The sequence below is a fragment of the Campylobacter sp. P0103 genome, assembly GCF_002139545.1.
Classification (GTDB): Bacteria; Campylobacterota; Campylobacteria; order Campylobacterales; family Campylobacteraceae; genus Campylobacter; species Campylobacter devanensis.
In genome coordinates, this window is the sequence record NZ_MJKG01000001.1 from 86,890 (window position 1) to 111,734 (window position 24,845).

Below are 24,845 nucleotides of genomic sequence, written 5' to 3' on the forward strand. Positions count from 1 at the left end.
AAGTAGAAAAGCTGAATTATTATAGATTGTCAAAAAACATAAAAAGCACCCAATTTATGATTGTGTGATTGGCGTAAGTGGTGGCAAGGATTCTACTTTTCAAGTTTTAACAATGTTAAATTTGGGTCTTAAACCACTTTGTGTATGCTTTGAGCCGACTATTCCAACAAAAGTAGGTCGCAAAAATTTAAAGAATTTAAATAGCATAGGTGTAGATATCATCCATATAAAAAGAGATCCAAATGTCTATAAAAAACTGGCCAAAGCAGCTTTTAAAAAAACTGGAGATAATGAGTGGCAAAACCATCTTGGGATATTCTCTTGTGTGCCACGCATTGCTGTGAGTTTTGGAATTCCATTAATAATCTGGGGCGAAAGTCCGCAATTAGAGTATGGTGGCCCAGCTTCATCAAAGGATAATAATATCTTAGATAAGGCTTGGCTAGATAGATTTGGCGGCTTTTAGGAAGTAGTATAGAAGATATGATAGGTGTAGATGGCCTTACGCAAAAAGATCTATATTTTTACACTTATCCAAGTGATGACGAGTTAAAAAGGGTAAATGTAACTGGTGTATTCTTAGGATATTATGTAAAATGGAATTATAAAGAGAATTTAAGAATTGCCAAAGAGCATGGCTTTAGCTGTTCTGATCGCCCAGTAGAGACTACATATGAAAATTTTGAGAATTTGGATTGCTATTCTAATCATCTACATGACTATTTAAAATATTGCAAATACGGCTTTGGTAGAGCTACTGATAATGCGTGCATTGATATTAGATTGGGTTATATAGATAGAGAAGAGGGCGTAAGATTAGTAAATAAATATGATGGCAAACCACCTAAAAAGGCTATTAAAAAATATCTTGAGTATAGCGGATTTAGCGATGATGAGTTTTGGGAAATTGTAGATTCATTTACCAATAAAGATATATTTAAATGTGATGAAAATGGTAAATTTTTGCGTGATATAGATGGCTCATTAATCCGCAAAGAGAATACAATACTCAAATAATTTTATAAATTTGGAGCAACTCTAGCTCCAAATTTAACCAAGCTTCATAATAACTTAAATTCAAAATAACCAAATCATATAAAATATCAAATTTTAAGCATATTTTAGCTACAATACCCCATTTTATTTAAGGGAGCAAAGATGAAAGCAAAAGATGTCAAAAAGGTAGTTTTGGCCTATAGTGGCGGACTTGATACTAGTATAATTTTAAAATGGCTACAAGATGAGTATAAATGCGAAGTTGTTACATTTACAGCTGATATCGGTCAAGGAGAAGAGGTAGAACCAGCAAGAGCAAAAGCGATTAGCCTTGGTATAAAACCTGAAAATATATTTATTGAAGATCTTAAAGAAGAGTTTGTGCGTGACTTTGTATTTCCTATGTTTAGGGCAAATGCTATATATGAAGGTGAGTATCTTTTAGGCACATCGATTGCTAGACCATTAATAGCTAAAAGACTTGTAGAGATAGCAGCAAAGACTGGGGCTGATTGTATCAGCCATGGTGCTACAGGTAAGGGAAATGATCAAGTTAGATTTGAGATTGGAGCTTATGCTCTAAATCCAAATATCAAAGTTATTGCCCCTTGGAGAGAGTGGGATCTAGATAGTCGTGAAAAACTTCTAGCTTACGCTGCAAAACATGGTATAGATATTAGCAAGAAAAAGGGTAAATCTCCATACTCAATGGATGCGAATTTGCTTCATATATCTTATGAAGGGTTGATTTTAGAAAATCCAAATAACGCACCTGAAGATGATATGTGGCGTTGGACTACAAGCCCAAAAGATGCTCCAAATGAGAGCGAAATTATAGAAATTACATACAAAAATGGCGATCCAGTAGCACTAAATGGCAAAGAGTTAAATCCTAGCCAAATGCTTCAAGAGCTAAATAGACTTGGTGCTAAGCATGGTATTGGCAGACTTGATATAGTCGAAAATCGCTATGTAGGGATGAAAAGCCGTGGCTGCTATGAAACCCCAGGCGGGACTATAATGCTAAAAGCTCATAGGGCAATTGAGAGTATAACCTTAGATAGAGAGGCAGCGCATTTAAAAGATGAATTAATGCCAAGATATGCTAAATTAATCTACAATGGATATTGGTTTTCTCCAGAAAGAAAGATGCTTCAAGCTGCTATCGATGAGAGTCAAAAGCATGTAAATGGCGTAGTAAGAGTAGAATTATATAAAGGCAATGTTATAATAATCGGTAGAGATAGTAAGAGCGATAATCTATTTAACGAGGCTTATTGTACCTTTGAAGAAGATAGTGTATATGACCAAAAAGATGCAAATGGATTTATCAAACTAAATGCTCTTCGTTTTATCATCGCTGGTAAAAATGGTAGAAAAATTGATTAATAGAATTTAACCAAGCTATGAAGTATAAGTTAGATTGTAAAGATAATTTCAAAAACTCTATGCTATTTTGGCTTGGTAGGTTTGTAAAGTATAAGTTAAATTCTTTATCAAATAAAGAATTAAAAGATCCTAAAGCCCTAGCTAGTATCAATTTAGCTCTATCAAAGAATATAGATAATATTGATGAGCTTGATATTTTAGCAAAGGCTGCTAGAAATGCAGGATTAACAGGGATAAATACATATTTTAACCCACTGAAAAAAATTTACGAAACGCTATGTTATTATGAATTAGAAAGCATTACACAGATTGATGAGGATTTAATCAGTGAGGTGTTAGCTAGTTGCACTGGCTCACTAAGCGATGCAAGCAAGAAAAACTATAGAATAGCAGCTATAAATTTCTTTGGCTATTTAAGCAAACAAAATGAAGAAAATGGCAAATCTCATATATTTGATATTGAGCTTAAAAATTGGGGTGGAATTAGCGGAAGGCGTGGTGCTAAGCTACCTGAATTTATGGGTGAAGATGAAGTAAAGAGATTTATAGCGGCTATTGATACGGCTGAATTTAAGAGTAACACGCATAGAAATAGGCTAATTATAAAGATTATTATTTTTACTGGAATGCGTGTGAGCGAAGCTATAAATTTAAAACGAAAAGATATTAGCCAAGAGGGTGATTTGTATATTATTAGGATACGAGGTAAGGGTAATAAATATAGAGTTGTGATGGTCAAAAAGCATCTGATAGATACGCTTTTGGACTCTATAGCTATCAACTATATAAATCAAGATGGATATATATTTGTCAATCGCAATGGTGGGAAATTAACCCAAGCTTATGTGAGTAGAATAGTGGAGCAAATTTTGTTTCAAGCTGGCATTAGAAAGGGCAAAAATGGCGCTCACATGCTTAGGCACACATTTGCCACAATGCTATATAAAAAGCAAAAAGATCTAGTCTTAGTCCAAGAAGCGCTAGGTCACGCTAGTCTAGACACATCTAGAATTTACACACATTTTGATAGTGATAAGCTCAAATTAGCCGCCAAAGTGGCTGAAGAGTTAAATGATTAGGAGAGCTAAATGTATGAGGTAGATTCTAGGCTATTTTATGCTTGTATTGTGCTAATTGCTATTGGAATGATATTTTCGCTCTCATTGCCAGCTTTTACTGTGCTTTATTACGATTATTCTAGTTATCACTTTTTCCTTAGGCAGTTCGTGGTTGGATTTGTGGGGATTTTTATTATGTGGAAGCTCTCACAAATAGACCCAGATAAGCGTTGTATTGGTTCGCTTACAACATTTGAAGTAATTGGTTTTACGCTATTTTTTGGTTCATTTTTAGCAATGATTGTGATGCAATTTTTACCCACATCGCTTGTACCAGTTACTGGTGGGGCAAAGCGTTGGATACGGCTTGGTCCAATTTCTCTCTCTCCGGTTGAATTTTTTAAAATCGGTTTTGTGTTTTTTTTAGCATGGAGTTTTACACGTAAACTAGATCACAATAAAAAGCGTTTAAAAGATGAGTTTGTCTTACTTTTTCCATATTTTATTTTATTTGCTATTGCTGTTTTTTTGATCGCAATTTTACAAAAAGATCTAGGTCAAGTGGTGGTTTTGGCACTAACTTTGATAGTTTTGGCGACATTTGCTGGGACTAGTAAGAGATTTTTTGGTTTGTTTGGTTTAGCTGGGGTGATTTTAGTGTTTTTTGCTATTATAACCCAAGAGCATAGGATTAGGAGATTTCAGTCTTGGTGGGTAACAAATCAAGATTTTGTATTGTCATTTTTACCTGCTAGTATGGCTGATATTTTAAGAGTTAGCGGAGCAGAAGAGCCATATCAAATAGGCCACTCACTAAATGCAATTTATCATGGTGGGTTTTTTGGTGTGGGGCTTGGTAATGGGACTTTTAAGCTTGGATTTTTAAGTGAGGTTCACACAGATTTTGTGCTTGCTGGGATTGCTGAAGAACTTGGATTTATTGGTATTTTTTGTATTACTTTGATGATGATTTATGTAATTTTTAGAATACTTAAGATCTCTTCAAGAAACAAAAATAGAGTATATCATCTATTTGGGCTAGGTGTTGGTACGATTATTACTATGGCATTTTTGATTAATTCATATGGTATTACATCAATTACGCCAATTAAAGGGATTGCTGTTCCGTTTTTAAGTTATGGTGGTAGCTCTATTTTAGCACTTTGTGTAGGAATTGGAATGGTGCTTATGATTAGTAAAAAGGCAGATTTATCATGATTGCTATAACCGGTGGTGGAACTGGCGGGCATTTGGCTATTGCTAGAGCGCTTGGACGTGAGCTAAATTTGCGTGGCCTTAAAGCTATTTTTATTGGTTCAAGTAGTGGGCAAGATAGAATGTGGTTTGAAGATTCAGATATATTTGAAGCTTGCTATTTTTTAGATAGTAGTGGTGTAGTAAATAAACGTGGATTTGGCAAGGTATTATCTTTAGTTAATATTTTAAATTTAGCATTTAAATGTAAGCATATTTTTGATACTCATGGTATTAAAATGATAATTAGTGTAGGCGGATATAGTGCAGCACCTGCGGCTATTGGAGCGATTATATATAATAAAAGGCTATATATTCACGAGCAAAATGCAATAATTGGTAGATTAAATTTATTGTTAAAACCGTTTGCTAAAGGATTTTTTAGCTCATATTTTAAGCCAAAATTTGATTATCCAGTGGATGATAGATTTTTTAAAATTGCTAGAATTAGGCAAGATTTTAAAGTAATTTTATTTTTAGGTGGTTCACAAGGAGCTAATTTTATTAATACTTTAGCATTAAATTTAGCTCCAAATTTAGCTCAAAATGGTATAAAAATTATTCATCAATGCGGCCAAAAAGAGTATGATGCAATGATACGTAAATATCAAGAACTAAATATAAAAGCTGAAGTTTTTGCTTTTAGTAAAGATATTGAACATTATATGAATAGAGCTGATTTTTGTATTAGCAGGGCTGGAGCTAGTACTATTTGGGAGCTTTGTGCGGCTGGGTTACCTACGATTTTTATTCCATTTCCTTATGCGGCTAATAATCATCAATTTTATAATGCAAAATTTTTGTGCGATCAAGGTGCTGGAATGATTGTAAGTCAAGATGAGTTAAATTTAGATAGTGTAAAAGAGATGATTTATAGTGCAAATTTAAAAGAAATTTCTCAAAAACTATTAAATTTAATAGATAAAAATGGCTCAAAAATTATCATTAATGAGATTTTGAAAAATTGTAAAAAATAGTGATTTTATGGCTATTTATTTAGAAGTTTTAAATTTATATCAAAAAATTGTGTAAAATGGCTTAATTTTTATGTAAAAATGGTCTAAACCCTTGAATTTAGCGGTAAAATAGTGTAGAATTAGAATGTAAATTTCCACATAAGGATTAACAATGACAAAAGCAGAATTTGTAGGCCTAGTAGCTGCTAAAGCCAGCTTAACTAAAAAAGATGCAGAAGCTGCACTTGATGGTGTGCTTGAGACAATCAGCGAAGTGCTAACAAAAGGTGATAGCGTAACTTTTGTTGGTTTTGGTACTTTTAGTATATCAGAAAGAGCTGCTAGAACGGCTAAAGTTCCAAGTACTGGTAAAGAAGTTAAAGTTCCAGCTAAAAAAGTTGTTAAATTTAAAGTTGGTAAAAATTTAAAAGATGCAGTTGCTAGCTGCAAAACTTGTAAGAAAAAATAATCTTCTCCCTCTTCACTTGAAGAGGGCTTTATGTTATATTCCATCGTAAAATTTATAAATTAAAATCAAAATTCAGCCAAATTTAGCTAAAATAACTCTTATGAGAGTAGATAAATTTTTAAATACAGTTAATATTACTAAGCGTAGAGCCATTAGCGAAGATATGTGTAAAAGTGGCGTTGTGAGTATTAATGGTATTGTAGCAAAACCTAGCAAAGATGTTAAAATTGGCGATAAGATTACGATTAAATTTATTGCTAAAGAGGTGAGCTATGAGGTTGTAGCTATTCCAGCAACTAAATCAATTCCAAAAAGCGATCAAAATAGCTATGTTAAAGAGATTTAAGTTAGGCTTAAATGAGCTAGATGCTCTTATAAATGAGTTACCAAATAGTGGAATTATTGCCCTTAGAGGTAATCTAGCCAGTGGCAAAACAACACTTAGTAAAGCTATCATAAATAAGAATAATCCAGCTATTGTAACCTCTCCAACTTTTAGTATAATGCAAGATTATGGTCAAATTTACCATTATGATATTTATCAGGGCGGATTTGAGGCTATTAAAAGAAATGGTCTGTATGAAAATTTATATGAAGATGGTTTACATATTGTTGAATGGGCCGATGATGAGCTGCTTAAATTTGCTAACAAAAATGGGTTAGACATCTGTATTGTGGATATTATAGTTAGTGGCAATGAGAGAGTTTATGAGGTAAGATATGCATAGATTAGAAGTCTTAAATTTAAAGAAAAATATTAAAAAAACAAATATTATAAACGGTGTTTCGTTAGAGATTAAAAGCGGTGAAGTCGTAGGACTTTTAGGGCCAAATGGTGCTGGTAAAACTACGACATTTTATATGATTTGCGGATTAATCTTGCCTAGTAGTGGACAGATTATGCTAGATGGTAAAGATATAACGTCTAATCCATTACATAAAAGAGCTATGCAAGGTATTGGCTATTTACCTCAAGAAAGTAGTATTTTTAAGGATTTAACAGTTGAAGAAAATCTAACTTTAGCAGCACAAATAGTATATAAAGATAGCAAAAGCATCGATGCAAAGGTTGAAGAGATGCTAAATTTGCTAAATATAGAGCCGATTCGTTCTAGAAAAGGGCTTAGTCTAAGTGGCGGTGAGAGGCGAAGATGTGAAATTGCTAGAAGTTTGATGATTATGCCTAAATTTTTACTACTTGATGAGCCTTTTGCTGGGGTTGATCCAATTGCAGTAGCTGATATCCAAAGTATTATAAATGATTTAAAAAAGCTAAATATTGGAATCTTAATCACTGATCATAATGTGCGTGAAACTTTAGCAATCTGCGATAGGGCTTATGTAATAAAAAGTGGAACGCTACTAGCTAGCGGAAGCGCAAACGAGGTGGCAAATAATCAGCTTGTTAGAACCCATTATCTGGGTGAAGAGTTTAGATTATTAGACTAATGAAACTCTCTCAAAAGCTCACTACTAAAGCTAAATTAAATCAGACTCTACGTAGCTGGTTGCCAATTTTACAGGTTGCTAGTGATGAGTTAAAGGAGACTTTAGAACCATTTATCGAGAAAAATCCATTTGTACAGCTTGAGCCAAATCCAAAAAGTAGATCGTTAAATTTCTACAGCGATATCTATAAAACAAGTATTAGCGATACTATAGAATCTAGTATCATTTATAAAGAAAGCTTGTATGAAAAGCTAAGTTCGCAAATTGATGATAAATTATTTCCATCTAAAAAATCCAAAGAGATTGCAAATTTGATTATAGAGTGTATTAATAGTGAGGGTTATTTTGAGTGGGATGATGGAATTTTTATAGGATTTAGTAAAGATGAAGTTGAGCGAGTTCGTGCTAGATTTGCCTATTTAGAGCCTGTGGGTGTCGGAGCTGTGGATTATAAAGAGAGCTTTATATTTCAGCTTAATGATCTTTGCGATGATGATGAGATATATAAACTTTGTGTTGAGATTATTGAAAATTTTGAAAATATTAGTAAATTCACAAAACGCAAAAACTATGATATCGCTATGAATATAATCAAAAAATTTAAAAACCCTCCAGCTATTGAGTATATGGATAATGAGATGTTGGTAATACCTGATATATTTGTCTATGATAGTGATGGAGGGATTGAAGTAGCTATAAATGATGAATTTTATCCAAATATTCATATAGATATTGAAGGTATAGATGAAAAAAGTGAATTCGTCTCAAGTAAAATAAAAGAGGCAAAAGATCTAATTGATGCTTTAGAGATGCGTAAATCCACACTTCACAAGATTGGCTTAATGATAATAGAGTATCAATATGACTACTTTTTTGGTGGGGATATAAAGCCGATGAAATTAAAAGATATTGCTGAGGATTTAGGTAGAAATCCATCTACAATTAGCCGTGCTATCCAAAATAAATATCTAAGCTCAAAGCGTGGAATCGTCCCGCTTAAAAACTTCTTTGCAGCTGCAGCGTCTCAAGAGGTTTCAAATGCTGCTATTAAGGAATTTTTATTAAATTTAATTAAAAATGAAAATAGGGCTAAGCCACTTAGTGATGAGGCGATTTTGGCTAAGATTGAAGATGAATTTAATATCAAGCTAGTTAGAAGAACAATAACCAAATATCGCAAAATGCTAAATATCGCTAGCTCAAGCGAACGCAAAAAATTATACGCAATTCAAGGATAATTAAAGAGTAATTAAAGGTGAGTTGGATAAAATCAAAAAAAGGATAAAATATGCAAATTGATATAAATTTAGACAAAAATAGCTACAAAGTATATATAGATGAGCTTAATAAACTCAAATTTAAAGGCAAAGTCGCAATCATCACAAATTCCAAAGTCGGTGGATTATACCTAAATGATATCTTATCAATAGTTGAAGCTGATGAAAAGTATGTAATCACTATAGCAGATGGAGAAGAGTATAAAAATTTAGCTACAATCGAAGATATTTTAGAGCAGCTTTTTGTAAGTAGATTGGATCGCTCTAGCACTATAATTGCTCTTGGTGGTGGGGTAATTAGCGATATGAGCGGATTTACGGCTAGTATTTATGAGCGTGGGATTGACTTTATTACTATCCCTACTACTCTTTTGGCTCAAGTTGATGCTAGTGTGGGTGGCAAAACTGGGGTAAATAATAAATTTGGTAAAAATCTAATCGGTAGTTTTTATCAACCTAAGGCGGTCTATTGTGAGAGTAGATTTTTAAAGAGTTTGCCTAAGCGTGAATTTGCCGCTGGGATCGCTGAGGCGATTAAGATGGCTATTATGTTTGATAGAGAGTTTTTTGAATTTTTTGAGAGTTGTGATATAAATAATCAAGATGATTTAACCAAAATTATCAAACGATGTGTTGAGTTAAAAGCTATGGTAGTTAGCCAAGATGAGCGTGAAAAGGGGCTTAGAGCAGTGTTAAACTACGGACATACCTTTGCTCATGTGATAGAAAACGAGCTAAATTACAAGGGGCTTTTACATGGCGAAGCGGTGGCTATAGGGATGAATATGGCAAATAGATTAGCTCTAAATTTAGGGCTTTTGAGTGTTAAGGAATTTGATAGGATAGAGAATTTATTAATCAAATTTGATCTACCAACAAAGTATAAAATCAAAGATGAAAATGCATTTTATAACGCATTTAGTCTAGATAAAAAAAGTGAAAATAGCGTGATTAAATTCATCCTACCTAATGGAATTGGCAAAAATCTTATAAAAAGTGATATTTCTAAAGAGCGAGTATTAGAAGTTTTAGGGCTATTTAAATGAGTAAAATTATAAAAATTTTGCTATTTTTGGCTCTTGCTTTAATGGCTGAGGAGAGTCAAATTTCGATACTAAATGAGAATATAAATAGATTAGACGCAACTCTAAAAGGCAATATCTGGCTGATAAAATATGCCAATTACAACACATATCAAAATCTTCTTTTGGAGTTAGAACAGGCTCAAAATCAATTAAAAAATGGTAAATTTGAACAAAATAAAGATGAATTAAATAGCAGAGTTTCAAGCTTAAAAGAGCAGATTGAGTTATTAAAAGAGTATGAAAAATCTCCATTTCAAAGTATGCTAGCTGTACCAGATGTAGAAGAGGAGTATAAGATCACAAATCCGATTGCTATAATCGGTGGATTTTCGTATCTTAAGAGATTAAAAGGACAAAAAAGTGAGTATTATAGTCGCTTAGCTCAGCTTGAAGTAGCTGTAGATATTCTTAGCAAGAAGCAAAATTTGCTTCAAGAGCTATATGATTTAAATAAAACAGCAGCAAATTACGCAAATTTAGTTGAGATTAATAGAACTTTAAATGAATTTAATATCGCCAAAGAGATTGCCACAACTACATTTGGAGTATATCAGACTAGATTAGATGAGACAATTAGCCGTGCTACTGATAGCCTAACTTCACAGATCAAAGAGACATTAACTATATTTTTTACTATTATTATTGTGGTTTTGATTGGATTTTTACTTAAATTTACAGCCAAAAAATATGTAATTGATAATCAAAAATTCTACACTATAAATAAATTTATAAATGTTATAAACTTTACTATTATTATTTTTATTTTACTTTTTGCATATATAGAAAATGTTAGTTATATGGTTACGATTCTTGGTTTTGCCTCTGCTGGTTTAGCAATTGCTATGAAAGATATGTTTATGAGTTTACTTGGGTGGAGTGTGATTATATTTGGTGGGACATTTCATGTGGGCGATAGAATTCGTGTAAGATATCAAAATGGAGATTATGTAGGTGATATTATAGATATTAGCTTACTTAGAATGACAATTTATGAAGACATTACACTAACGACATATAAAGTAAATCGCAGAAGCGGCAGGATTATATTTATACCAAATAACTATATATTTACAGAGTTAATAGCTAATTATACTCATAGCGGTATGAAAACCGTATGGGATGGGATTGATATAATGTTAAGTTATGATAGCAACCACAAAAAAGCGATGCATATTATTAAAAATATTGCAAGAAAGTATTCAAAAGGCTATACTGATATAGCTAAGCAGCAGATGAATAAATTACGAGATCAGTATAATATCAAAAATACAAATGTTGAACCTAGGATATTTAGTTTTTTTGAGCCTTATGGGATTAATATTAGTGTTTGGTATATGAATAATTCTTATGGTACATTAGCTCTTCGTAGTACTATTAGTGCTGAGATTATAGAGGCTTTAAATGCTGAAAATGATATCAAAATCGCTTATCCGACTCAGACGCTATTTATGGGAAGACATACTGGTAAAATCGAGCAACAATTAGAATTAGATAAGGAAAATTTAGATTGAAAGTATATTTTAAAACATTTGGATGTAGGACAAATATCTATGATACTGAGCTTTTAAAAAGTTATGTTAAAAACTATGACATAACTAATGATGAGAGTATAGCTGATATTATTGTGGTAAATTCTTGCACAGTAACAAATGGTGCAGATAGCGGAGTAAGAAACTATATAAATAGTATGCGCAATAGCGGCAAAAAAGTAATCTTAACTGGTTGTGGAGCAGTTAGCAAAGGTGATGAATTATTTAAAAGTTCAGCTATTTTTGGAGTTCTTGGTGCTAGCAATAAGAGTAAAATCGATGAAATGCTAGGCAAGAGTGAGCCGTTTTATGAGCTAGGAGATCTAAATTTTATCGATAAAAATATAGTAAGTAACTATGAAAATCACACCAAAGCTTTTATTAAAATTCAAGAAGGATGCGATTTTGCCTGTAGCTACTGTATTATTCCAAGTGTTAGGGGATTTAGTAGAAGTATAGATGAGGATATAATATTAAAAGAGGCTAAAATTTTAGCAAGTAATGGCTATAGCGAGATAGTATTAACTGGTACAAATATCGGTAGCTACGGCAAAGGTGTTGGAACTAGTCTTGGCAGATTAGTAGCGCATTTGGGTAAAATTAATGGAATTAAGCGAATTCGTCTTGGAAGTATTGAACCAAGTCAGATTGATGAGAGTTTTAGGGAAATTTTACACGAGCCATGGTTAGAGAGACATCTGCATATAGCACTTCAGCATACCAGTCAACAGATGCTTACTATAATGAATAGAAGAAATAGAGCCTTAAGAGATTTAGATCTATTTTGTGAGCTAAGCTCAATGGGGTTTGCGCTTGGGACTGATTTTATCGTAGGGCATCCAGGTGAAACGCCGCAAATATGGAATGAAGCTATAGAGAATTTTAATAAATTTCCATTAACGCATATTCATGCCTTTATCTTTAGCCCACGAAATGGCACCAAATCAGCCACAATGCCTATGGATGTTGATTCTCAAATTGCTAAAGAGCGGCTAAAAACGCTTCAAAATATCGTAGCACAAAATAATCTAAAATTTAGACAAAACAATGCCGATAGACCGCTAGATGTGTTAGTAGAGAAGCAATCAAATGGAGATATCTATGAGGGTTGGGATCAATATTATAATAAAATCAAAATTAAAAGTTCTAAAAATATAGCAAAAGAGTGGATACATATAACAGATTATGAAATTATGCAGGAATCTAATTATGCTCAAATTTAGCCAAATAAAGCTACCTAAATTTAATAAAAAATCAGCCATAATCGCAGCTAGTATTGTTTTAGTATTGCTATTTGTAATTGCTATTTTTCGCTCGATGCCTAGTAAAATTACCCTATTAGAGTATGATAATTTTTTGCAAGCCGGAGCTATTCAAAATGCTATAATAGATGGCGATAGTGTGATAATTAAAGCATTAAATAGAAGTTATATAATTCCAAAAGAGATGATAAGCTTAAGCGAGTTAGGTCAAAGGGTCGCAGTAGAGAGTAGTGGCGATGGTGGCTTGATTTGGGTAATTTTGATTTTAATGCTTTTAGCTGTAGTGGTATTTGTGGTTATTAAATTTACACCATTTATTAAGGTGGCAAAAAAACCACAAGAAAAAAGTGAGTCAGCCAATCTACTTGAGGGTGTATCTAATCAGATAACTCCAGTAGTCTCAGATATCTCATTTAACGATGTTGCAGGGATTAAAGATGTAAAAAGTGAGCTAATTGAGATAGTAGATTTTTTAAAAAATCCAACTAAATATTCAAATTTAGGCATTAAAATGCCAAAAGGCGTGCTAATGGTAGGCCCTCCAGGTGTTGGCAAAACACTAATAGCCAAAGCAGTAGCCGGAGAGGCAAATGTGCCATTTTTTTACCAAAGTGGAGCAAATTTTGTCCAAATTTATGCTGGTATGGGGGCAAAGCGTGTCAGAGAGCTTTTTAGTATGGCTAAAACATATGCACCAAGTATAATCTTTATTGATGAGATTGATGCAGTAGGCAAAGCTCGTGGCGGCAATAGAAGCGATGAGAGAGAGGCTACACTAAATCAGCTCTTAACTGAAATGGATGGGTTTTTAAGCAGTAGCGGTGTAGTTGTAATAGCAGCAACTAATAAGATTGAGATGATGGACGAAGCTTTATTGCGTAGTGGAAGATTTGATAGGCGTATATTTGTAGGAATGCCTGATATTAGCGATAGAAATGATATACTTAGTATATATTTGCAAGGCAAAAGACACTCAGTAGATATTGGTTTTGTAGCTAGAAGTACAACTGGATTTAGCGGAGCAGCACTTGCAACACTAGTAAATGAAGCAGCCATAAATGCATTAAGAAATGGCAGAGAGATTATAAATAATGATGACTTCAAGGCAGTGGAAAATAGGGTAATTGATGGTAAAAAACATCTTCATAGTCTAAGTCAAAACGAAAAGAAAATCCAAGCTATTTATCAATCAGCTAAGGCGCTAATGGCTGAGTTTTGCGGTATTAATTTTAATCAAATTTCACTTTTAAATGATAAATTTGGTGCTAGCGATACATTTTTAAGCTCAAAAAGTGATCTTTTGGGGCTTATTAAAGTTCATTTAGCTGGTATTTGTGCGATGAATTTAATCACTGGTGAACTATATACTAATTCCAAAAATGATATAAAAATAGCTAAAAATATCGCTAGGGAACTAGTAATGGAGTATGGAATGGGGGATAGGATTATGCCTAGTGATGATGAGACTAGAGAGCTTTTAGAACGAATTCGCAGCGAAGTAAATGAGCTAATAGATAAGATGAGATCTGAGATAGATGCCTTGGCTAAATTTTTACTAGAGAATGAATTAGCAAGTAGAGCTGATGTAATAATGATAATACAAAGGATAAATAATGGCTAAAATAGGAGTATTAACACTAAGCGATAGAGCAAGTGCTGGAGTCTATGCAGATGAGAGCGGTGTGGCGATTCAAAATATACTAAAAGAGTGGGTAATAAGCGATTTAGAATTTATTTATAGGGTTATACCTGATGATTATGAGTTAATAGTAAATAGTCTAAAACAAATGTGTGAGCAAGGTTGTGATATAGTATTTACTACTGGCGGGACAGGGCCAGCACCTAGAGATGTAACACCTGAAGCAACTGAGGCTGTATGTGAGAAAATGCTACCAGGATTTGGTGAATTGATGCGAAGTAGTAGTTTAAAGTATGTTCCTACAGCTATTTTATCTCGCCAAACAGCCGGCATTAAAGACCAGAGCTTAATAATTAATCTACCAGGTCAGCCAAAAGCGATTAAAGAGTGTTTGGAACCTATTTTCCCAGCAATTCCATATTGTCTAGACCTAATTGGTGCGGCTTATATTGAGTGCGATGAGAATATTATGAAAGTATTTAGACCAAAGAAGAAATAGGTTATATTAAATAGTTTAAGGTAATTTATTATACAATCGTGTATAGAATTTTATAATAAATTACAATGTTAGGGTCATAATGAAGAATATAGTAATAGATTTAGATGGAACGCTTACTATAGATGATGAATCTGATTATAAATGTAAGCCAGCAAATGTAGAGATTATTAATCAATTAAAAAAATATAGAGCAATGGGATTTAAAATCACTATATTTACAAGTCGTAATATGAAAACATATAGTGGTAATATAGGTCAGATCAATGTGAAAACCTTACCAACTATTATAAAATGGCTTGATCAACACGATGTGCCGTATGATGAAGTTGTAGTTGGTAAGCCTTGGTGCGGAAATGATGGATTTTATATTGATGATAGAGCTATAAGACCAAATGAATTTGCTAATTTAAGCTATAATGAGATAAGAGATTTATTAGGAATTTCCTCAAGTAAAGAAGTAAATGGGGGGGGGTATAATCAATGATATTGATTACATCTGCCAAATATCTTCCCATAGAATTTCAAATAGAATTAGGAAAACTTTCTCCAGCATTTGTACCAATTGGCAATAAAAGATTATACGAATATCAAGTTAAATTATTTAATTCTTTAAATGAAAAAATAGTTTTGTCTTTACCGCAAAGTTTTGCGTTAGAACAAGCTGACAAAGATAGACTAAAACAATTATCTGTAGATATAATTTTTGTGCCAGACAATATAAGTCTTGGTGAGTCTATAATATATTGTTTAAATATGTTAATGCCACTCAATGAAAGTATTCGTATTTTACATGGGGATACATATTTTAATAATTTAGAATTTTATGAAAATTGTTTAGTTGTAAGTCAAATAGAGAATAATTATGATTGGGAATTTTTAAATAAAGGTTATCATTTTAATAATAATTTTATCTATAATGATAACACAGTCTTATCTGGATATTTTGAAATTGCTAAACCATATGATTTTATTAAATCAATTTTAAAATCAAATTTTTCATATACTCAAGGACTAAAACTTTACTCAAAACAATATCCTTTTACAATAGTAGAAAATCATAATTGGATAGATTTGGGGTCAGTGACTAGTTATTTTCATTTCAAAAAAAATATCACAACTCAAAGGGCTTTTAATGATCTAAAAAAAGAAAATGGATATTTTATTAAAAGTTCAGATATGCAATTAAAAGTACAAGGAGAAATTAATTGGTTTACAAATTTCCCATCGCTATTGGACTTAAAGTTGCCTAGATTTATTGCTTTAGATATAAATTCATATAAAACCGAATATCTTTATTTAAATACGCTTTCAGAACTTTTTGTATTTGGCAAATTATCAAGTTTTGTTTGGAAAAAGATATTTAATACTCTTAATAATTTTCTAGTTCAATTGCATTTTTATCGATCAGATAAAGAAAGTAAATTTGATTTTTTAACAAAAACTATATATAGGCTTCAAGATTTTATCTGTGACAAAGATTTTGATATGAAAACAATATGGAAATTTAAAGATATTGAGATATCACTAGACCAAATGTTAAAAGATCTAAATTTAGCAATTAAGCCAAATTTGGCTAATTCCTTTATTCACGGTGATTTTTGTTTTAGCAATATTATGTATGATTTTAAATCTGAAGATATTAAAACATTTGATCCTAGAGGAATAGATTTTGATGGCAATATAACTCCTTTTGGTGATGCTAGATATGATTATGCCAAGCTTTTTCATTCTTGTATAGGTTTATATGATTTTATTATTGCTGAATATTATGAGTTAGATATAATAGATAATAGAATTAATTTTTACATCAAAGCTCCAAGTTCAATTAGTTCAATACAAGATGAATTTTTAAATATATTTTGTAAAAGTAATAAAAAAGAACTTTATGCGATTACAATTCATCTATTTTTATCCATGCTTCCATTGCATTCTGATAATAAAAATAGACAAATGGCTTTATTTGCAAATGCATTTAGATTGTATAGAGATTTTTTAAATTTAAGGAGCTAAAGTTTTGATTATAATATTTCCTATGGCTGGATTAAGTAGTCGTTTTACAAAAGCTGGTTATGAGCTACCTAAATATATGCTTGATATTAATGGAAAATCTGTATTTTACCATGCTGTTAATAGTTTTAATAAATATTTTGATAATTGTCAATTTTTATTTATATATAGAAATATTAAAAATACAAAAACTTTTATCAAAAAAGAGTGTGAAAATATGGGTTTGAGATTCTACGATATGGTTGAATTAGAATTTCAAACCCAAGGTCAAGCTCATACTGTGGAGTTAGGTCTCCAAAAATCAAATTTAAACTTAAACGATAGCATTTTGATATTTAATATAGATACTTTTCGCCCAAATTTTACTTTGCCAAATACTTTTGATATTTCAAAAATTGATGGATATTTAGAAGTTTTTGAAGGTGAAGGAGATCAATGGAGTTTTGTAATGCCAAAAGGTATAGATGATGTGGCTAAAACAACCGAAAAAGATAGAATATCCTCTCTTTGCAGTAGTGGTTTATATTATTTTGGTTCAGCAAATGATTTTATGAATATATTTAAAAAATCATTTGAAACCGATAAAAGAGATAAAGGGGAATTTTATATTGCACCTTTATATAATGAACTTATTGCTCAAGGTAAAATTGTTAAATATTTTAAAATAAAAATAGATGATATTATATTTTGTGGCACCCCACAAGAGTATGAGAGATTAGTTTAACAACAGAAAGATTACAATGAAAGAAATTTATAGTTTAATTGATAATTTTGATATATGGTCAGCATTAGAGTTGTGCCAAGAAAAACATCCAGTTTATTATCAAAATATGTTGTTTGAATGTGGATTGTTAAATGAGCTGGTTTCATATTTGCATAATTCAAATTTAAAGCATCAATTCGAGAAAGAAAATATGGAGGTGGTAGATTATAATATACTCAAAAATCTAATAAAAAGCAAGATAAGTTCAATAACTAATAACAATATATTTTCTAAAATTCCTAAAGAAATTATAGAATTCTATATCATTAATTATAAAATCAACAATAAAATACTATCTATAGATGAAGCTATTAAATTTTTAGATAATATCCGTATTAATTTTGATAAATATAGTAGAAATTCTATTATATTTATTTTTGTTGAGATGTTTGAATATTTTGAAAGTCTTAATGAATGGAATTATTTTGCAAGAGCAAGGAGTAATATAAACCATATTTTAAAAGTGAGATTCGTTAATAATATTGGCTCACAAATTTATTATAAAAAATTCAGTCAAATATATAATAGTTATTGTTCAAAAGATATCAAAGTTGCCATCATGATAGTTGGAGCTTTTAGGGGGCATTATAAACATTGTTTAAGAGCGGCCATGAACTTGGCTGAATATATTAATGCAGATATATTTATTTCTTCATGGGATAAGGTATTTTGCTATCCAGGGCTTGGTGGAGCTGCAGGTAATTATGTAGATAGAAATTTCGCAAGCATAAAAAACAATTGTCCTGATTTTATAAATAATAAAGCCAAACTTCGTCAACATTTCCCAAATGTTTTTGCAGTATTAAATCAAGAGTATAATGAATCTTTAAATAAAAATCAATTTTTAAAATATAATAGCATTATTAAGGATTCTATATTGGAAAATGACGAAGATTTTCAAAGAGATATTGTAGATAGATATATAAACAAGATTAAAAACATCACAAAAGATCAATTAGATAATCATTTTGATGTTTATTTTACAAATGTATGCAAACAATTTTACTTGCTTGATAAGTGTTGTCAAATAATTAGAAATTATGAAAAGAAACATCATTTTAAATACGATTATATTATTAGAATTAGACCAGATTCTATTCCAAAGCTATTACACGCAAGTGAGCTATTAAAAGTTAAATCAAATGAAATAGCTCTTAATTGGATGGGGCAAACTGAAGTCGATGATCGGCTTATGTATGGTCGTAGAGATGAAATGTTAAAGTTTTTTAGCATCTATGATTTTAATAAAAGACAAAATTTTAGTTATTTTCTAAATATAGCTAATATGGGATGGGTTCATGGAATGCTTTCAAATTGGGTAATGCTAAATAATTTAAGTCCTGTTTCAATGAGATTGCAAGCGCCAGTAGAAAGTAAATATCATATATCTTATTTGCCAAATTTTGATCAAGAATTACAAAGTGATATTAAAAAATCTAAGTTAAATGAAGAACAGATTAGAATTTGTATTGCGTTTTTTGATCAAATGAAAAATCTAATCGATCAAAATAATATATATATGGAGCAACAAAATGATATAGGCAATAATAATGCCCAATTTCGCATTAAAAACCAACTCTCTTATAAACTAGGCCAAGCTATGATAGCAAACTCTAAAAGCATATGGGGATATATAAAAATGCCTTTTATCCTTGCAAATATTAGAAAAGAACATAAAAAAGAACAAATAGCCTATAATGAAAAAATTAAAGCTAATCCAAGCTTAAAACTCCCACCACTTGAGTCATATCCAGATTACAAAGAAGCCTTAAAAGAAAAAGAGTGCCTAACTTATAAACTCGGAGAAGCACTGATACAAGCTGATAAGAACTGGTATAAAGGTGGATATATCAAGCTATTTTTTGATATTAAAAAGATTAAAATGGAAAAAATGATAAAATAGGCGAAATTTGGTTATTATTGCTTTATTGCATGTGATTCAAATGAGAGAAATACGATATTTACATAGATCGATTAAAATTGATTTGAATATTTTTATATTTTAAGGAGATAAGATGAAAAATGCGTTGATGATACCTATACATACAAAGAAACTAAATTGGCTTAATTTATGTTTAAATTCCTTGTCAAATTGCAATATGGGGGGGGGGATAGATTTTGATATTGTTCTTTTGGTTAGCAACTTAGATGAAGAGATTATAATTTCAAGGGCAATTGAGTTTATATTTAAAACATCAGGTATTTCTAAAATATCACATCAATACAATATAATGCATAATATTAAATTTTTAAATATTCAACAATATATTAAAATTAATATGTGTAATGATAATTTATTAAAAAGATATAATGAAAATCAAGAACGATGCATTGTAAATTTAAAAAAATTTTTAGGATTATATTGGGCAAAAGATTATTACGATTTTATACTTTGCGTAGATTGTGATATTATTTTTTTAAATAATCTAGAGTTTATATTTAAAAAAGCATTAAAAAATTATAATAAAAATATTTATTTTGCAGGTTTTAGACCAAATCCAAGCGTATTCTCGGATATTTTACAAAATTGCGCATCTTTTATTGATAATTTTTCTTTATTAAAATTTCAGAAGAATGATGTAATTAAAAATAATACAAAAGATTTTACTCTATATCCTTGGTTTTTTGATATTCCAGCTTATAAGAGTAGTGATTTGGTAGATTTTTTCAAATATGTTGGTAATTTTTATGAGAAGATTACATGGCATTCTTTTGAACATATAATATTTATATTTTGGCGTATTGTAAAAGAAGATTCAAAATTAATTGATTATACTACAGAGTTGGGTATTACAAATGGTTCTGAAGGGCTAACCGCAAATGATATTTTAAATATCAATCTTAAATATGATTACACACCACTTTGGATTAGTTATAGAAGACTTTTAACTACAGATTGTCATTTGTGTTATGACATACCTATGGCCTTTCATGTTGATAGAATTTAAAAAGTAAAAAAAAAGGGGGGGGGTAATTTACCCCTTTTGCCAAAGAATATTTAACCCAAATCCACTAATAGCTACAAACTCTTTAAATTCGCTCGAACTTAAAATCTCAATATCGCTAGCACCGAAGTATTTTAAAATCTGCGCTCCTATACCATAGTTTTTAATAAGTCCGCTATCATCTTCATTGCCGGCTAAAAATATCAGTATTCCACCTTCACTATCTAGTAGTTCTATGTGAGATAAAAACTCATTAAATTTATATGAATTTAAAAGTTCTATATCATCTTTTATCTTATGAAATTTTACATTTGTTTTAGAAGCTATTTGACCAAAAATAAAGGCGTAATGTTTATTTCCAAGGTGATCTATTATGCTATACTTGATTGCTTTTTTACCAGCTATTTGCGACTCTCCTAGCTCATCAACACTAATTAATTTTTCATGATGTAGGCGATACTCTATAATCTCGGCTATGCTTACCATATTTAGATTAAATTTATCGCAGAATTTTTCTAAATCATCGCGTCTAGCCATCGTACCATCATCATTTACTATCTCGCAGATTACAGATACTGGAGCAAGACCAGCCAATCTACATAGATCTATACTGCCTTCAGTATGTCCAGTTCGCTCTAACACGCCACCACTTTTAGCAATTAGTGGAAATATATGACCTGGACGGACAAAATCATCAGCCTTTGTAGCACTATCTACTAACATTTTAATTGTCATATCTCTTTCATATGCGCTTACTCCAGTGGTCGCCTTTTTAGCATCAATGCTAATAGTAAATGCTGTCTCATGAGAGCTAGTATTTGCTCCAACCATAGGATATAGATCAAATTTATCAGCTAACTCTTTACTAAGTGGGGTACATAAAACACCTCTAGCGTGAGTGATCATAAAATTGACTTTTTGCACATCACTAAATGCTGCAGCAAATACTATATCACCCTCATTTTCTCTATCTTCATCATCTACCATGACTATCATTTTGCCATTTTTTATATCATCTATAGCTTGCAAAACTCTCTCAAAAGCCATTTTAATTTCCTTTTAAATCTAAATATTTTTTAATGCTATTTTCATTAGTATGCCAGTTTTTATCTATCTCTACATTTAATTTAATAAATACTTTTTGATTATTAAATTCACTTATAATTTTGCGAGCCACGATTCCAATACGCTTAATAGTAGCACCATTTTTGCCTATTAAAATTGCCTTATGGTGGGTATTATCTGTTATAATTTTAGCCTCGATTTCTAAGATATCGCTCTTTTGTTTTACCTTTGATACAATCGCATCAGAACTATATGGCACCTCTTGACTAACACACTCAAATATAGCCTCTAATATAAAATCTCTATAAATATCTTTTTCATTTGTTGTGGTGATAAACTCTGGATCATAGTAATGAGGATGCTCTGGAAGCAGGGGGGTAAGAGCATCTAAAAAAATCTTTCTATAGGCTTGTTTTTTAATAGTTATTGGGACTATAGCTTGAAAATTATTTGAGTATTTTTGATACTCATTTAACTTTTGAAATAGCTTATCTTGGCTCGCTTCATCTATCTTTGTAAGTGCGATTATATGAGGTAAAGTAGTATTTAAGCTTAAGAACTTTTCGTAATTTTCTAAACTATCAAAAATACTAGCTACAAATACTACTGCATCTGCATCACCTAAAGATTTAATAGCGCTTTGAACCATTAGTTTGTTTAATGTCTTAGCGCTATCATGAAGACCTGGGGTATCTATAAAGATTGCTTGGTCTTGCTCATTCATTACAATGCCTAAAATTTTTCGTCTTGTAGCATTTTGCTTATGTGAGACCATTGATATTTTTTGATCAAGCAAGTAATTTAAAAGGCTACTTTTACCAGCATTTGTTCTGCCTATTAAGGTTACAAATCCGCTTCTCATAATATATATTTTGCCCTATCTTCATCTTGGCAAATTTGCCCTAATTTTTCATCAACTAACTCTTTTGTTATGCTAAATTTCTGGCCTTTATATTCATCAGCATTAAAGCTAATATCCTCAAGTAGTTTTTCGATAACAGTATGAAGTCTTCTAGCTCCGATATCTTCTACTTTTTGATTGGTACTTTGAGTTAGTTTAGCAATTTGCCTTAAAGCATCATCACTAAATTCAAGTTCTACACCCTCTACATTAAGTAAGGCTTTATATTGATTTAAAAGTGAATTTTTAGGTTTTGTTAGAATTTCATATAGGGCATCTTCATCTAAGCTATCAAGACTTACACGCAGTGGAAATCTACCTTGAAGCTCAGGAATTAGATCGCTTGGCTTTGAGATATGAAATGCTCCAGCAGCTATAAATAGTATATGATCAGTTTTAATAGTTCCAAATTTAGTAGATACATCACTACCTTCTACAATAGGCAATAGATCTCTTTGGACTCCTTCTTTGCTAGGGTCTTGGCGAGATGAACCAGCACTACTTACAGCAACTTTATCTATCTCATCAATAAATATTATTCCTTCATTTTGAGCTCTTCTTAATGCTTCGGCTTTAATGCTTTCCATATCTAATATTTTCTCGCTAGCTTCGTTTTTTAGGCTCTCTTTTGCGTCTTTTACTTTTAGCTCTTTTTTTACTTTTTTATTTGTGATACCTATAACTTTGATAAAGCTTTCTTGCATAGCAGCCATATCAGGCGGTAAATTTGATCCAGCTTCAAAGCTTGCTTGGTCGATTTCTAGCTCAATAGTAAGGTCGTCAAGCTTGCCATCTTTTAGTTTTTGTTTCATCTTTTCATAGCTGATTTGATATTGCTCTTTTTTCTCATCAGTTGCGCCATTTGGTAGTGGTGGGAGGAGCTTTTCTAGAATTCTCTTTTCTATATACTCTTCTATTTTATCGCTATTTTTCTCACGATGTTCTTGCTTGACTAAATTTAGCGCCGCCATTGCAAGATCTCTAATCATAGATTCTACATCTCTACCTACAAAGCCAATTTCTGTATATTTACTAGCTTCGACTTTGATAAAAGGCAACCCAAATAGTTTTGAAAGGCGTCTTGCTATCTCAGTTTTACCTACGCCTGTTGAGCCTATCATTAAGATATTTTTAGGCACTATATCATCTTGAATATTGCTTGGTAATTGCATACGCCTATAGCGATTACGAAGTGCAATAGCGATAACTTTTTTAGCATCATTTTGACCAATTACATAATCATCTAAAAATTTTACTATATCTTTTGGTGTTAAGTTCATATTTTAATCCGTTAATGTATAAGTTTTTATATTTGTATTTGTATAAATACAGATCTCTCCGGCTATTTTTAGACTCTCTTTTACCAATTCCTCACTACTAAGAGATCCAAATTTATCTAAAGCCCTAGCAGCTGAGAGTGCGTAATTACCACCACTTCCGATAGCAGCTATCTTGCCATCTTCTGGTTCTACTACATCTCCAGTTCCACTTAGTAAAAATATATGATCACGATTTAGTACTAACATCATAGCCTCTAATTTTCTTAATACTTTATCTTTTCTCCACTCTTTGCTAAATTCAATTACAGCCTTAAGTAAATCACCCTTGACTCCATCAAGAATTCTCTCAAACATATCAAAAAGATTAAACGCATCAGCAGTAGAACCAGCAAATCCGGCTAAAATTTTCCCGCCATAAAGCTTTCTTATCTTAACAGCATTGCCTTTTAAAATTGTAGAACCAAAGCTTACTTGACCATCACCACCTATTACAGCAGCATCTTTGCCTCTATAAGCTAGTATAGTAGTAGCATGAAACATTACTCACCTACTACTTCTATTTTAAATTTAGCATGAATTTGGTGAGTTAATTTAACTGAAATTTCATGTTCGCCAATAGCTTTTATATTATCACATTCTAAAGATTTTTTATCTATTTCATAGCCTTTTTGCTCTTTTAATGCTTTTGCTATTTCATCTTTGGTAATGCTACCAAATGGAGTTCCATTGGCTCCTAACTTTGTTTTTATAGTGATTTTAACTCCAGCTAATTCATCTTTTAGCTTTTCATTTTGGCTAATCTCATACTCTTTGATTTGAGCTTCATTTCTTTTGGCTGCTTCCCATTGTCTTAGCACAGCGTCTGTAGCGGCCTTGGCATATCCTTTGCCTATTAAAAAATTATTGCCATAGCCATCTTTTACCTCTTTTACTTCACCAGCCTTACCTAGACCTTTTACATCTTTTATTAGTAGTACTTTCATTACTTTTCCTTTAAATTTGATTTGGGTTATTTTACTTTT

Annotated in this window: 24 protein-coding genes and 1 pseudogene; 20 read left to right on the forward strand and 5 right to left on the reverse strand. The window is 31.4% G+C overall.

Annotated elements, in window-relative coordinates; all coding sequences use genetic code 11:
* Positions 1 to 25: 25 nt before the first annotated feature.
* The 20 genes and pseudogenes from pseA to CIGNP103_RS00540 all read left to right on the forward strand — a co-directional run.
* Positions 26 to 1,017 (forward strand): annotated as a pseudogene (pseA, locus tag CIGNP103_RS00445) (pseudaminic acid biosynthesis protein PseA); the annotation flags it as partial.
* A 141-nt stretch (positions 1,018 to 1,158) separates the two neighbouring features.
* Positions 1,159 to 2,385 carry an argininosuccinate synthase gene (locus CIGNP103_RS00450; protein WP_086232118.1) on the forward strand — a complete coding sequence of 409 codons (1,227 nt, stop codon included), beginning with the start codon at positions 1,159 to 1,161 and terminating at the stop codon, positions 2,383 to 2,385.
* A gap of 17 nt (positions 2,386 to 2,402) precedes the next feature.
* Positions 2,403 to 3,464 (forward strand): tyrosine-type recombinase/integrase, encoded by a 1,062-nt coding sequence (locus CIGNP103_RS00455; protein WP_086268387.1) that lies wholly within the window; start codon positions 2,403 to 2,405, stop codon positions 3,462 to 3,464.
* A 9-nt stretch (positions 3,465 to 3,473) separates the two neighbouring features.
* A complete protein-coding gene (locus CIGNP103_RS00460) occupies positions 3,474 to 4,661 on the forward strand; it encodes an FtsW/RodA/SpoVE family cell cycle protein (RefSeq protein ID WP_086235366.1) in 1,188 nt (395 codons plus the stop codon).
* On the forward strand, positions 4,658 to 5,674 hold the full coding sequence (locus CIGNP103_RS00465) for a UDP-N-acetylglucosamine--N-acetylmuramyl-(pentapeptide) pyrophosphoryl-undecaprenol N-acetylglucosamine transferase (protein WP_086268388.1): 1,017 nt from the start codon (positions 4,658 to 4,660) through the stop codon (positions 5,672 to 5,674). The genes CIGNP103_RS00460 and CIGNP103_RS00465 overlap by 4 nt, the downstream gene beginning before the upstream one ends.
* 151 nt (positions 5,675 to 5,825) lie before the next feature.
* Positions 5,826 to 6,122: an HU family DNA-binding protein gene (locus CIGNP103_RS00470; RefSeq protein WP_086224560.1), complete on the forward strand. Its 297-nt coding sequence runs from the start codon at positions 5,826 to 5,828 to the stop codon at positions 6,120 to 6,122.
* A 100-nt stretch (positions 6,123 to 6,222) separates the two neighbouring features.
* Entirely contained in the window at positions 6,223 to 6,468 is a 246-nt protein-coding gene (locus CIGNP103_RS00475) for an RNA-binding S4 domain-containing protein (protein WP_086224676.1), read from the forward strand.
* Positions 6,452 to 6,850, forward strand: a complete 399-nt coding sequence (gene tsaE, locus CIGNP103_RS00480) for a tRNA (adenosine(37)-N6)-threonylcarbamoyltransferase complex ATPase subunit type 1 TsaE (protein WP_086232114.1) — start codon at positions 6,452 to 6,454, stop codon at positions 6,848 to 6,850. Before CIGNP103_RS00475 ends, tsaE begins: the two co-directional genes overlap by 17 nt.
* Positions 6,843 to 7,571, forward strand: coding sequence for an LPS export ABC transporter ATP-binding protein (gene lptB / locus CIGNP103_RS00485; RefSeq protein ID WP_086224558.1), 729 nt, complete (start codon positions 6,843 to 6,845; stop codon positions 7,569 to 7,571). Before tsaE ends, lptB begins: the two co-directional genes overlap by 8 nt.
* Positions 7,571 to 8,809, forward strand: coding sequence for an RNA polymerase factor sigma-54 (locus tag CIGNP103_RS00490; protein WP_086268389.1), 1,239 nt, complete (start codon positions 7,571 to 7,573; stop codon positions 8,807 to 8,809). The genes lptB and CIGNP103_RS00490 overlap by 1 nt, the downstream gene beginning before the upstream one ends.
* 50 nt (positions 8,810 to 8,859) lie before the next feature.
* Positions 8,860 to 9,894, forward strand: a complete 1,035-nt coding sequence (gene aroB, locus CIGNP103_RS00495) for a 3-dehydroquinate synthase (protein ID WP_086235364.1) — start codon at positions 8,860 to 8,862, stop codon at positions 9,892 to 9,894.
* The gene (locus tag CIGNP103_RS00500) at positions 9,891 to 11,444 is read left to right on the forward strand and encodes a mechanosensitive ion channel family protein (RefSeq protein ID WP_086268390.1); all 1,554 of its coding nucleotides are present in this window, start codon (positions 9,891 to 9,893) and stop codon (positions 11,442 to 11,444) included. The genes aroB and CIGNP103_RS00500 overlap by 4 nt, the downstream gene beginning before the upstream one ends.
* Positions 11,441 to 12,685 carry a tRNA (N(6)-L-threonylcarbamoyladenosine(37)-C(2))-methylthiotransferase MtaB gene (gene mtaB / locus CIGNP103_RS00505; protein ID WP_086268391.1) on the forward strand — a complete coding sequence of 415 codons (1,245 nt, stop codon included), beginning with the start codon at positions 11,441 to 11,443 and terminating at the stop codon, positions 12,683 to 12,685. Before CIGNP103_RS00500 ends, mtaB begins: the two co-directional genes overlap by 4 nt.
* Positions 12,672 to 14,345, forward strand: a complete 1,674-nt coding sequence (locus CIGNP103_RS00510; protein WP_086268392.1) for an AAA family ATPase — start codon at positions 12,672 to 12,674, stop codon at positions 14,343 to 14,345. The genes mtaB and CIGNP103_RS00510 overlap by 14 nt, the downstream gene beginning before the upstream one ends.
* Positions 14,335 to 14,862 (forward strand): molybdopterin adenylyltransferase, encoded by a 528-nt coding sequence (gene mog / locus CIGNP103_RS00515; RefSeq protein ID WP_086268393.1) that lies wholly within the window; start codon positions 14,335 to 14,337, stop codon positions 14,860 to 14,862. The genes CIGNP103_RS00510 and mog overlap by 11 nt, the downstream gene beginning before the upstream one ends.
* Before the next feature lie 79 nt (positions 14,863 to 14,941).
* Positions 14,942 to 15,346, forward strand: coding sequence for an HAD-IIIC family phosphatase (locus tag CIGNP103_RS00520; protein ID WP_086238365.1), 405 nt, complete (start codon positions 14,942 to 14,944; stop codon positions 15,344 to 15,346).
* Positions 15,343 to 16,872, forward strand: coding sequence for a hypothetical protein (locus CIGNP103_RS00525; RefSeq protein ID WP_086268394.1), 1,530 nt, complete (start codon positions 15,343 to 15,345; stop codon positions 16,870 to 16,872). The genes CIGNP103_RS00520 and CIGNP103_RS00525 overlap by 4 nt, the downstream gene beginning before the upstream one ends.
* A 4-nt stretch (positions 16,873 to 16,876) precedes the next feature.
* Positions 16,877 to 17,593 (forward strand): glycosyltransferase family 2 protein, encoded by a 717-nt coding sequence (locus CIGNP103_RS00530; RefSeq protein ID WP_086268395.1) that lies wholly within the window; start codon positions 16,877 to 16,879, stop codon positions 17,591 to 17,593.
* Between the two features lie 16 nt (positions 17,594 to 17,609).
* The gene (locus CIGNP103_RS08245) at positions 17,610 to 19,535 is read left to right on the forward strand and encodes a hypothetical protein (RefSeq protein WP_086268396.1); all 1,926 of its coding nucleotides are present in this window, start codon (positions 17,610 to 17,612) and stop codon (positions 19,533 to 19,535) included.
* Between the two features lie 112 nt (positions 19,536 to 19,647).
* Positions 19,648 to 20,580 (forward strand): hypothetical protein, encoded by a 933-nt coding sequence (locus CIGNP103_RS00540; protein ID WP_086268397.1) that lies wholly within the window; start codon positions 19,648 to 19,650, stop codon positions 20,578 to 20,580.
* 27 nt (positions 20,581 to 20,607) lie between these two features.
* Here CIGNP103_RS00540 and CIGNP103_RS00545 read toward each other — a convergent pair whose 3' ends face one another.
* From CIGNP103_RS00545 to rplI, 5 genes are read right to left on the reverse strand one after another with little or no spacing between them, the layout of a single operon-like run.
* Complete coding sequence (locus CIGNP103_RS00545) at positions 20,608 to 21,624, reverse strand: bifunctional 3,4-dihydroxy-2-butanone 4-phosphate synthase/GTP cyclohydrolase II (RefSeq protein WP_086268398.1); 1,017 nt, start codon at positions 21,622 to 21,624, stop codon at positions 20,608 to 20,610.
* Between the two features lies 1 nt (position 21,625).
* On the reverse strand, positions 21,626 to 22,504 hold the full coding sequence (gene era / locus CIGNP103_RS00550; RefSeq protein WP_086224545.1) for a GTPase Era: 879 nt from the start codon (positions 22,502 to 22,504) through the stop codon (positions 21,626 to 21,628).
* Positions 22,501 to 23,823 carry an HslU--HslV peptidase ATPase subunit gene (gene hslU / locus CIGNP103_RS00555; RefSeq protein WP_086268399.1) on the reverse strand — a complete coding sequence of 441 codons (1,323 nt, stop codon included), beginning with the start codon at positions 23,821 to 23,823 and terminating at the stop codon, positions 22,501 to 22,503. Before hslU ends, era begins: the two co-directional genes overlap by 4 nt.
* 3 nt (positions 23,824 to 23,826) lie before the next feature.
* Positions 23,827 to 24,363 (reverse strand): ATP-dependent protease subunit HslV, encoded by a 537-nt coding sequence (gene hslV / locus CIGNP103_RS00560; protein ID WP_086224543.1) that lies wholly within the window; start codon positions 24,361 to 24,363, stop codon positions 23,827 to 23,829.
* On the reverse strand, positions 24,363 to 24,806 hold the full coding sequence (rplI, locus tag CIGNP103_RS00565) for a 50S ribosomal protein L9 (protein ID WP_086233174.1): 444 nt from the start codon (positions 24,804 to 24,806) through the stop codon (positions 24,363 to 24,365). Before rplI ends, hslV begins: the two co-directional genes overlap by 1 nt.
* Between the last annotated feature and the right edge of the window lie 39 nt (positions 24,807 to 24,845).

What these genes read in the sequence shown, in the direction of transcription:
- hslU (WP_086268399.1), bottom strand. Translation starts at nt 23,823, where the DNA reads ATGAACTTAACACCAAAAGATATAGTAAAATTTTTAGATGATTATGTA.
- CIGNP103_RS00460 (WP_086235366.1), top strand. Translation starts at nt 3,474, where the DNA reads ATGTATGAGGTAGATTCTAGGCTATTTTATGCTTGTATTGTGCTAATT.
- aroB (WP_086235364.1), top strand. Translation starts at nt 8,860, where the DNA reads ATGCAAATTGATATAAATTTAGACAAAAATAGCTACAAAGTATATATA.
- CIGNP103_RS00455 (WP_086268387.1), top strand. Translation starts at nt 2,403, where the DNA reads ATGAAGTATAAGTTAGATTGTAAAGATAATTTCAAAAACTCTATGCTA.
- CIGNP103_RS00490 (WP_086268389.1), top strand. Translation starts at nt 7,571, where the DNA reads ATGAAACTCTCTCAAAAGCTCACTACTAAAGCTAAATTAAATCAGACT.
- rplI (WP_086233174.1), bottom strand. Translation starts at nt 24,806, where the DNA reads ATGAAAGTACTACTAATAAAAGATGTAAAAGGTCTAGGTAAGGCTGGT.
- era (WP_086224545.1), bottom strand. Translation starts at nt 22,504, where the DNA reads ATGAGAAGCGGATTTGTAACCTTAATAGGCAGAACAAATGCTGGTAAA.
- CIGNP103_RS00470 (WP_086224560.1), top strand. Translation starts at nt 5,826, where the DNA reads ATGACAAAAGCAGAATTTGTAGGCCTAGTAGCTGCTAAAGCCAGCTTA.
- CIGNP103_RS08245 (WP_086268396.1), top strand. Translation starts at nt 17,610, where the DNA reads ATGAAAGAAATTTATAGTTTAATTGATAATTTTGATATATGGTCAGCA.
- CIGNP103_RS00500 (WP_086268390.1), top strand. Translation starts at nt 9,891, where the DNA reads ATGAGTAAAATTATAAAAATTTTGCTATTTTTGGCTCTTGCTTTAATG.
- CIGNP103_RS00540 (WP_086268397.1), top strand. Translation starts at nt 19,648, where the DNA reads ATGAAAAATGCGTTGATGATACCTATACATACAAAGAAACTAAATTGG.
- CIGNP103_RS00465 (WP_086268388.1), top strand. Translation starts at nt 4,658, where the DNA reads ATGATTGCTATAACCGGTGGTGGAACTGGCGGGCATTTGGCTATTGCT.
- CIGNP103_RS00520 (WP_086238365.1), top strand. Translation starts at nt 14,942, where the DNA reads ATGAAGAATATAGTAATAGATTTAGATGGAACGCTTACTATAGATGAT.
- lptB (WP_086224558.1), top strand. Translation starts at nt 6,843, where the DNA reads ATGCATAGATTAGAAGTCTTAAATTTAAAGAAAAATATTAAAAAAACA.
- CIGNP103_RS00510 (WP_086268392.1), top strand. Translation starts at nt 12,672, where the DNA reads ATGCTCAAATTTAGCCAAATAAAGCTACCTAAATTTAATAAAAAATCA.
- CIGNP103_RS00545 (WP_086268398.1), bottom strand. Translation starts at nt 21,624, where the DNA reads ATGGCTTTTGAGAGAGTTTTGCAAGCTATAGATGATATAAAAAATGGC.
- CIGNP103_RS00475 (WP_086224676.1), top strand. Translation starts at nt 6,223, where the DNA reads ATGAGAGTAGATAAATTTTTAAATACAGTTAATATTACTAAGCGTAGA.
- tsaE (WP_086232114.1), top strand. Translation starts at nt 6,452, where the DNA reads ATGTTAAAGAGATTTAAGTTAGGCTTAAATGAGCTAGATGCTCTTATA.
- CIGNP103_RS00450 (WP_086232118.1), top strand. Translation starts at nt 1,159, where the DNA reads ATGAAAGCAAAAGATGTCAAAAAGGTAGTTTTGGCCTATAGTGGCGGA.
- CIGNP103_RS00525 (WP_086268394.1), top strand. Translation starts at nt 15,343, where the DNA reads ATGATATTGATTACATCTGCCAAATATCTTCCCATAGAATTTCAAATA.
- hslV (WP_086224543.1), bottom strand. Translation starts at nt 24,363, where the DNA reads ATGTTTCATGCTACTACTATACTAGCTTATAGAGGCAAAGATGCTGCT.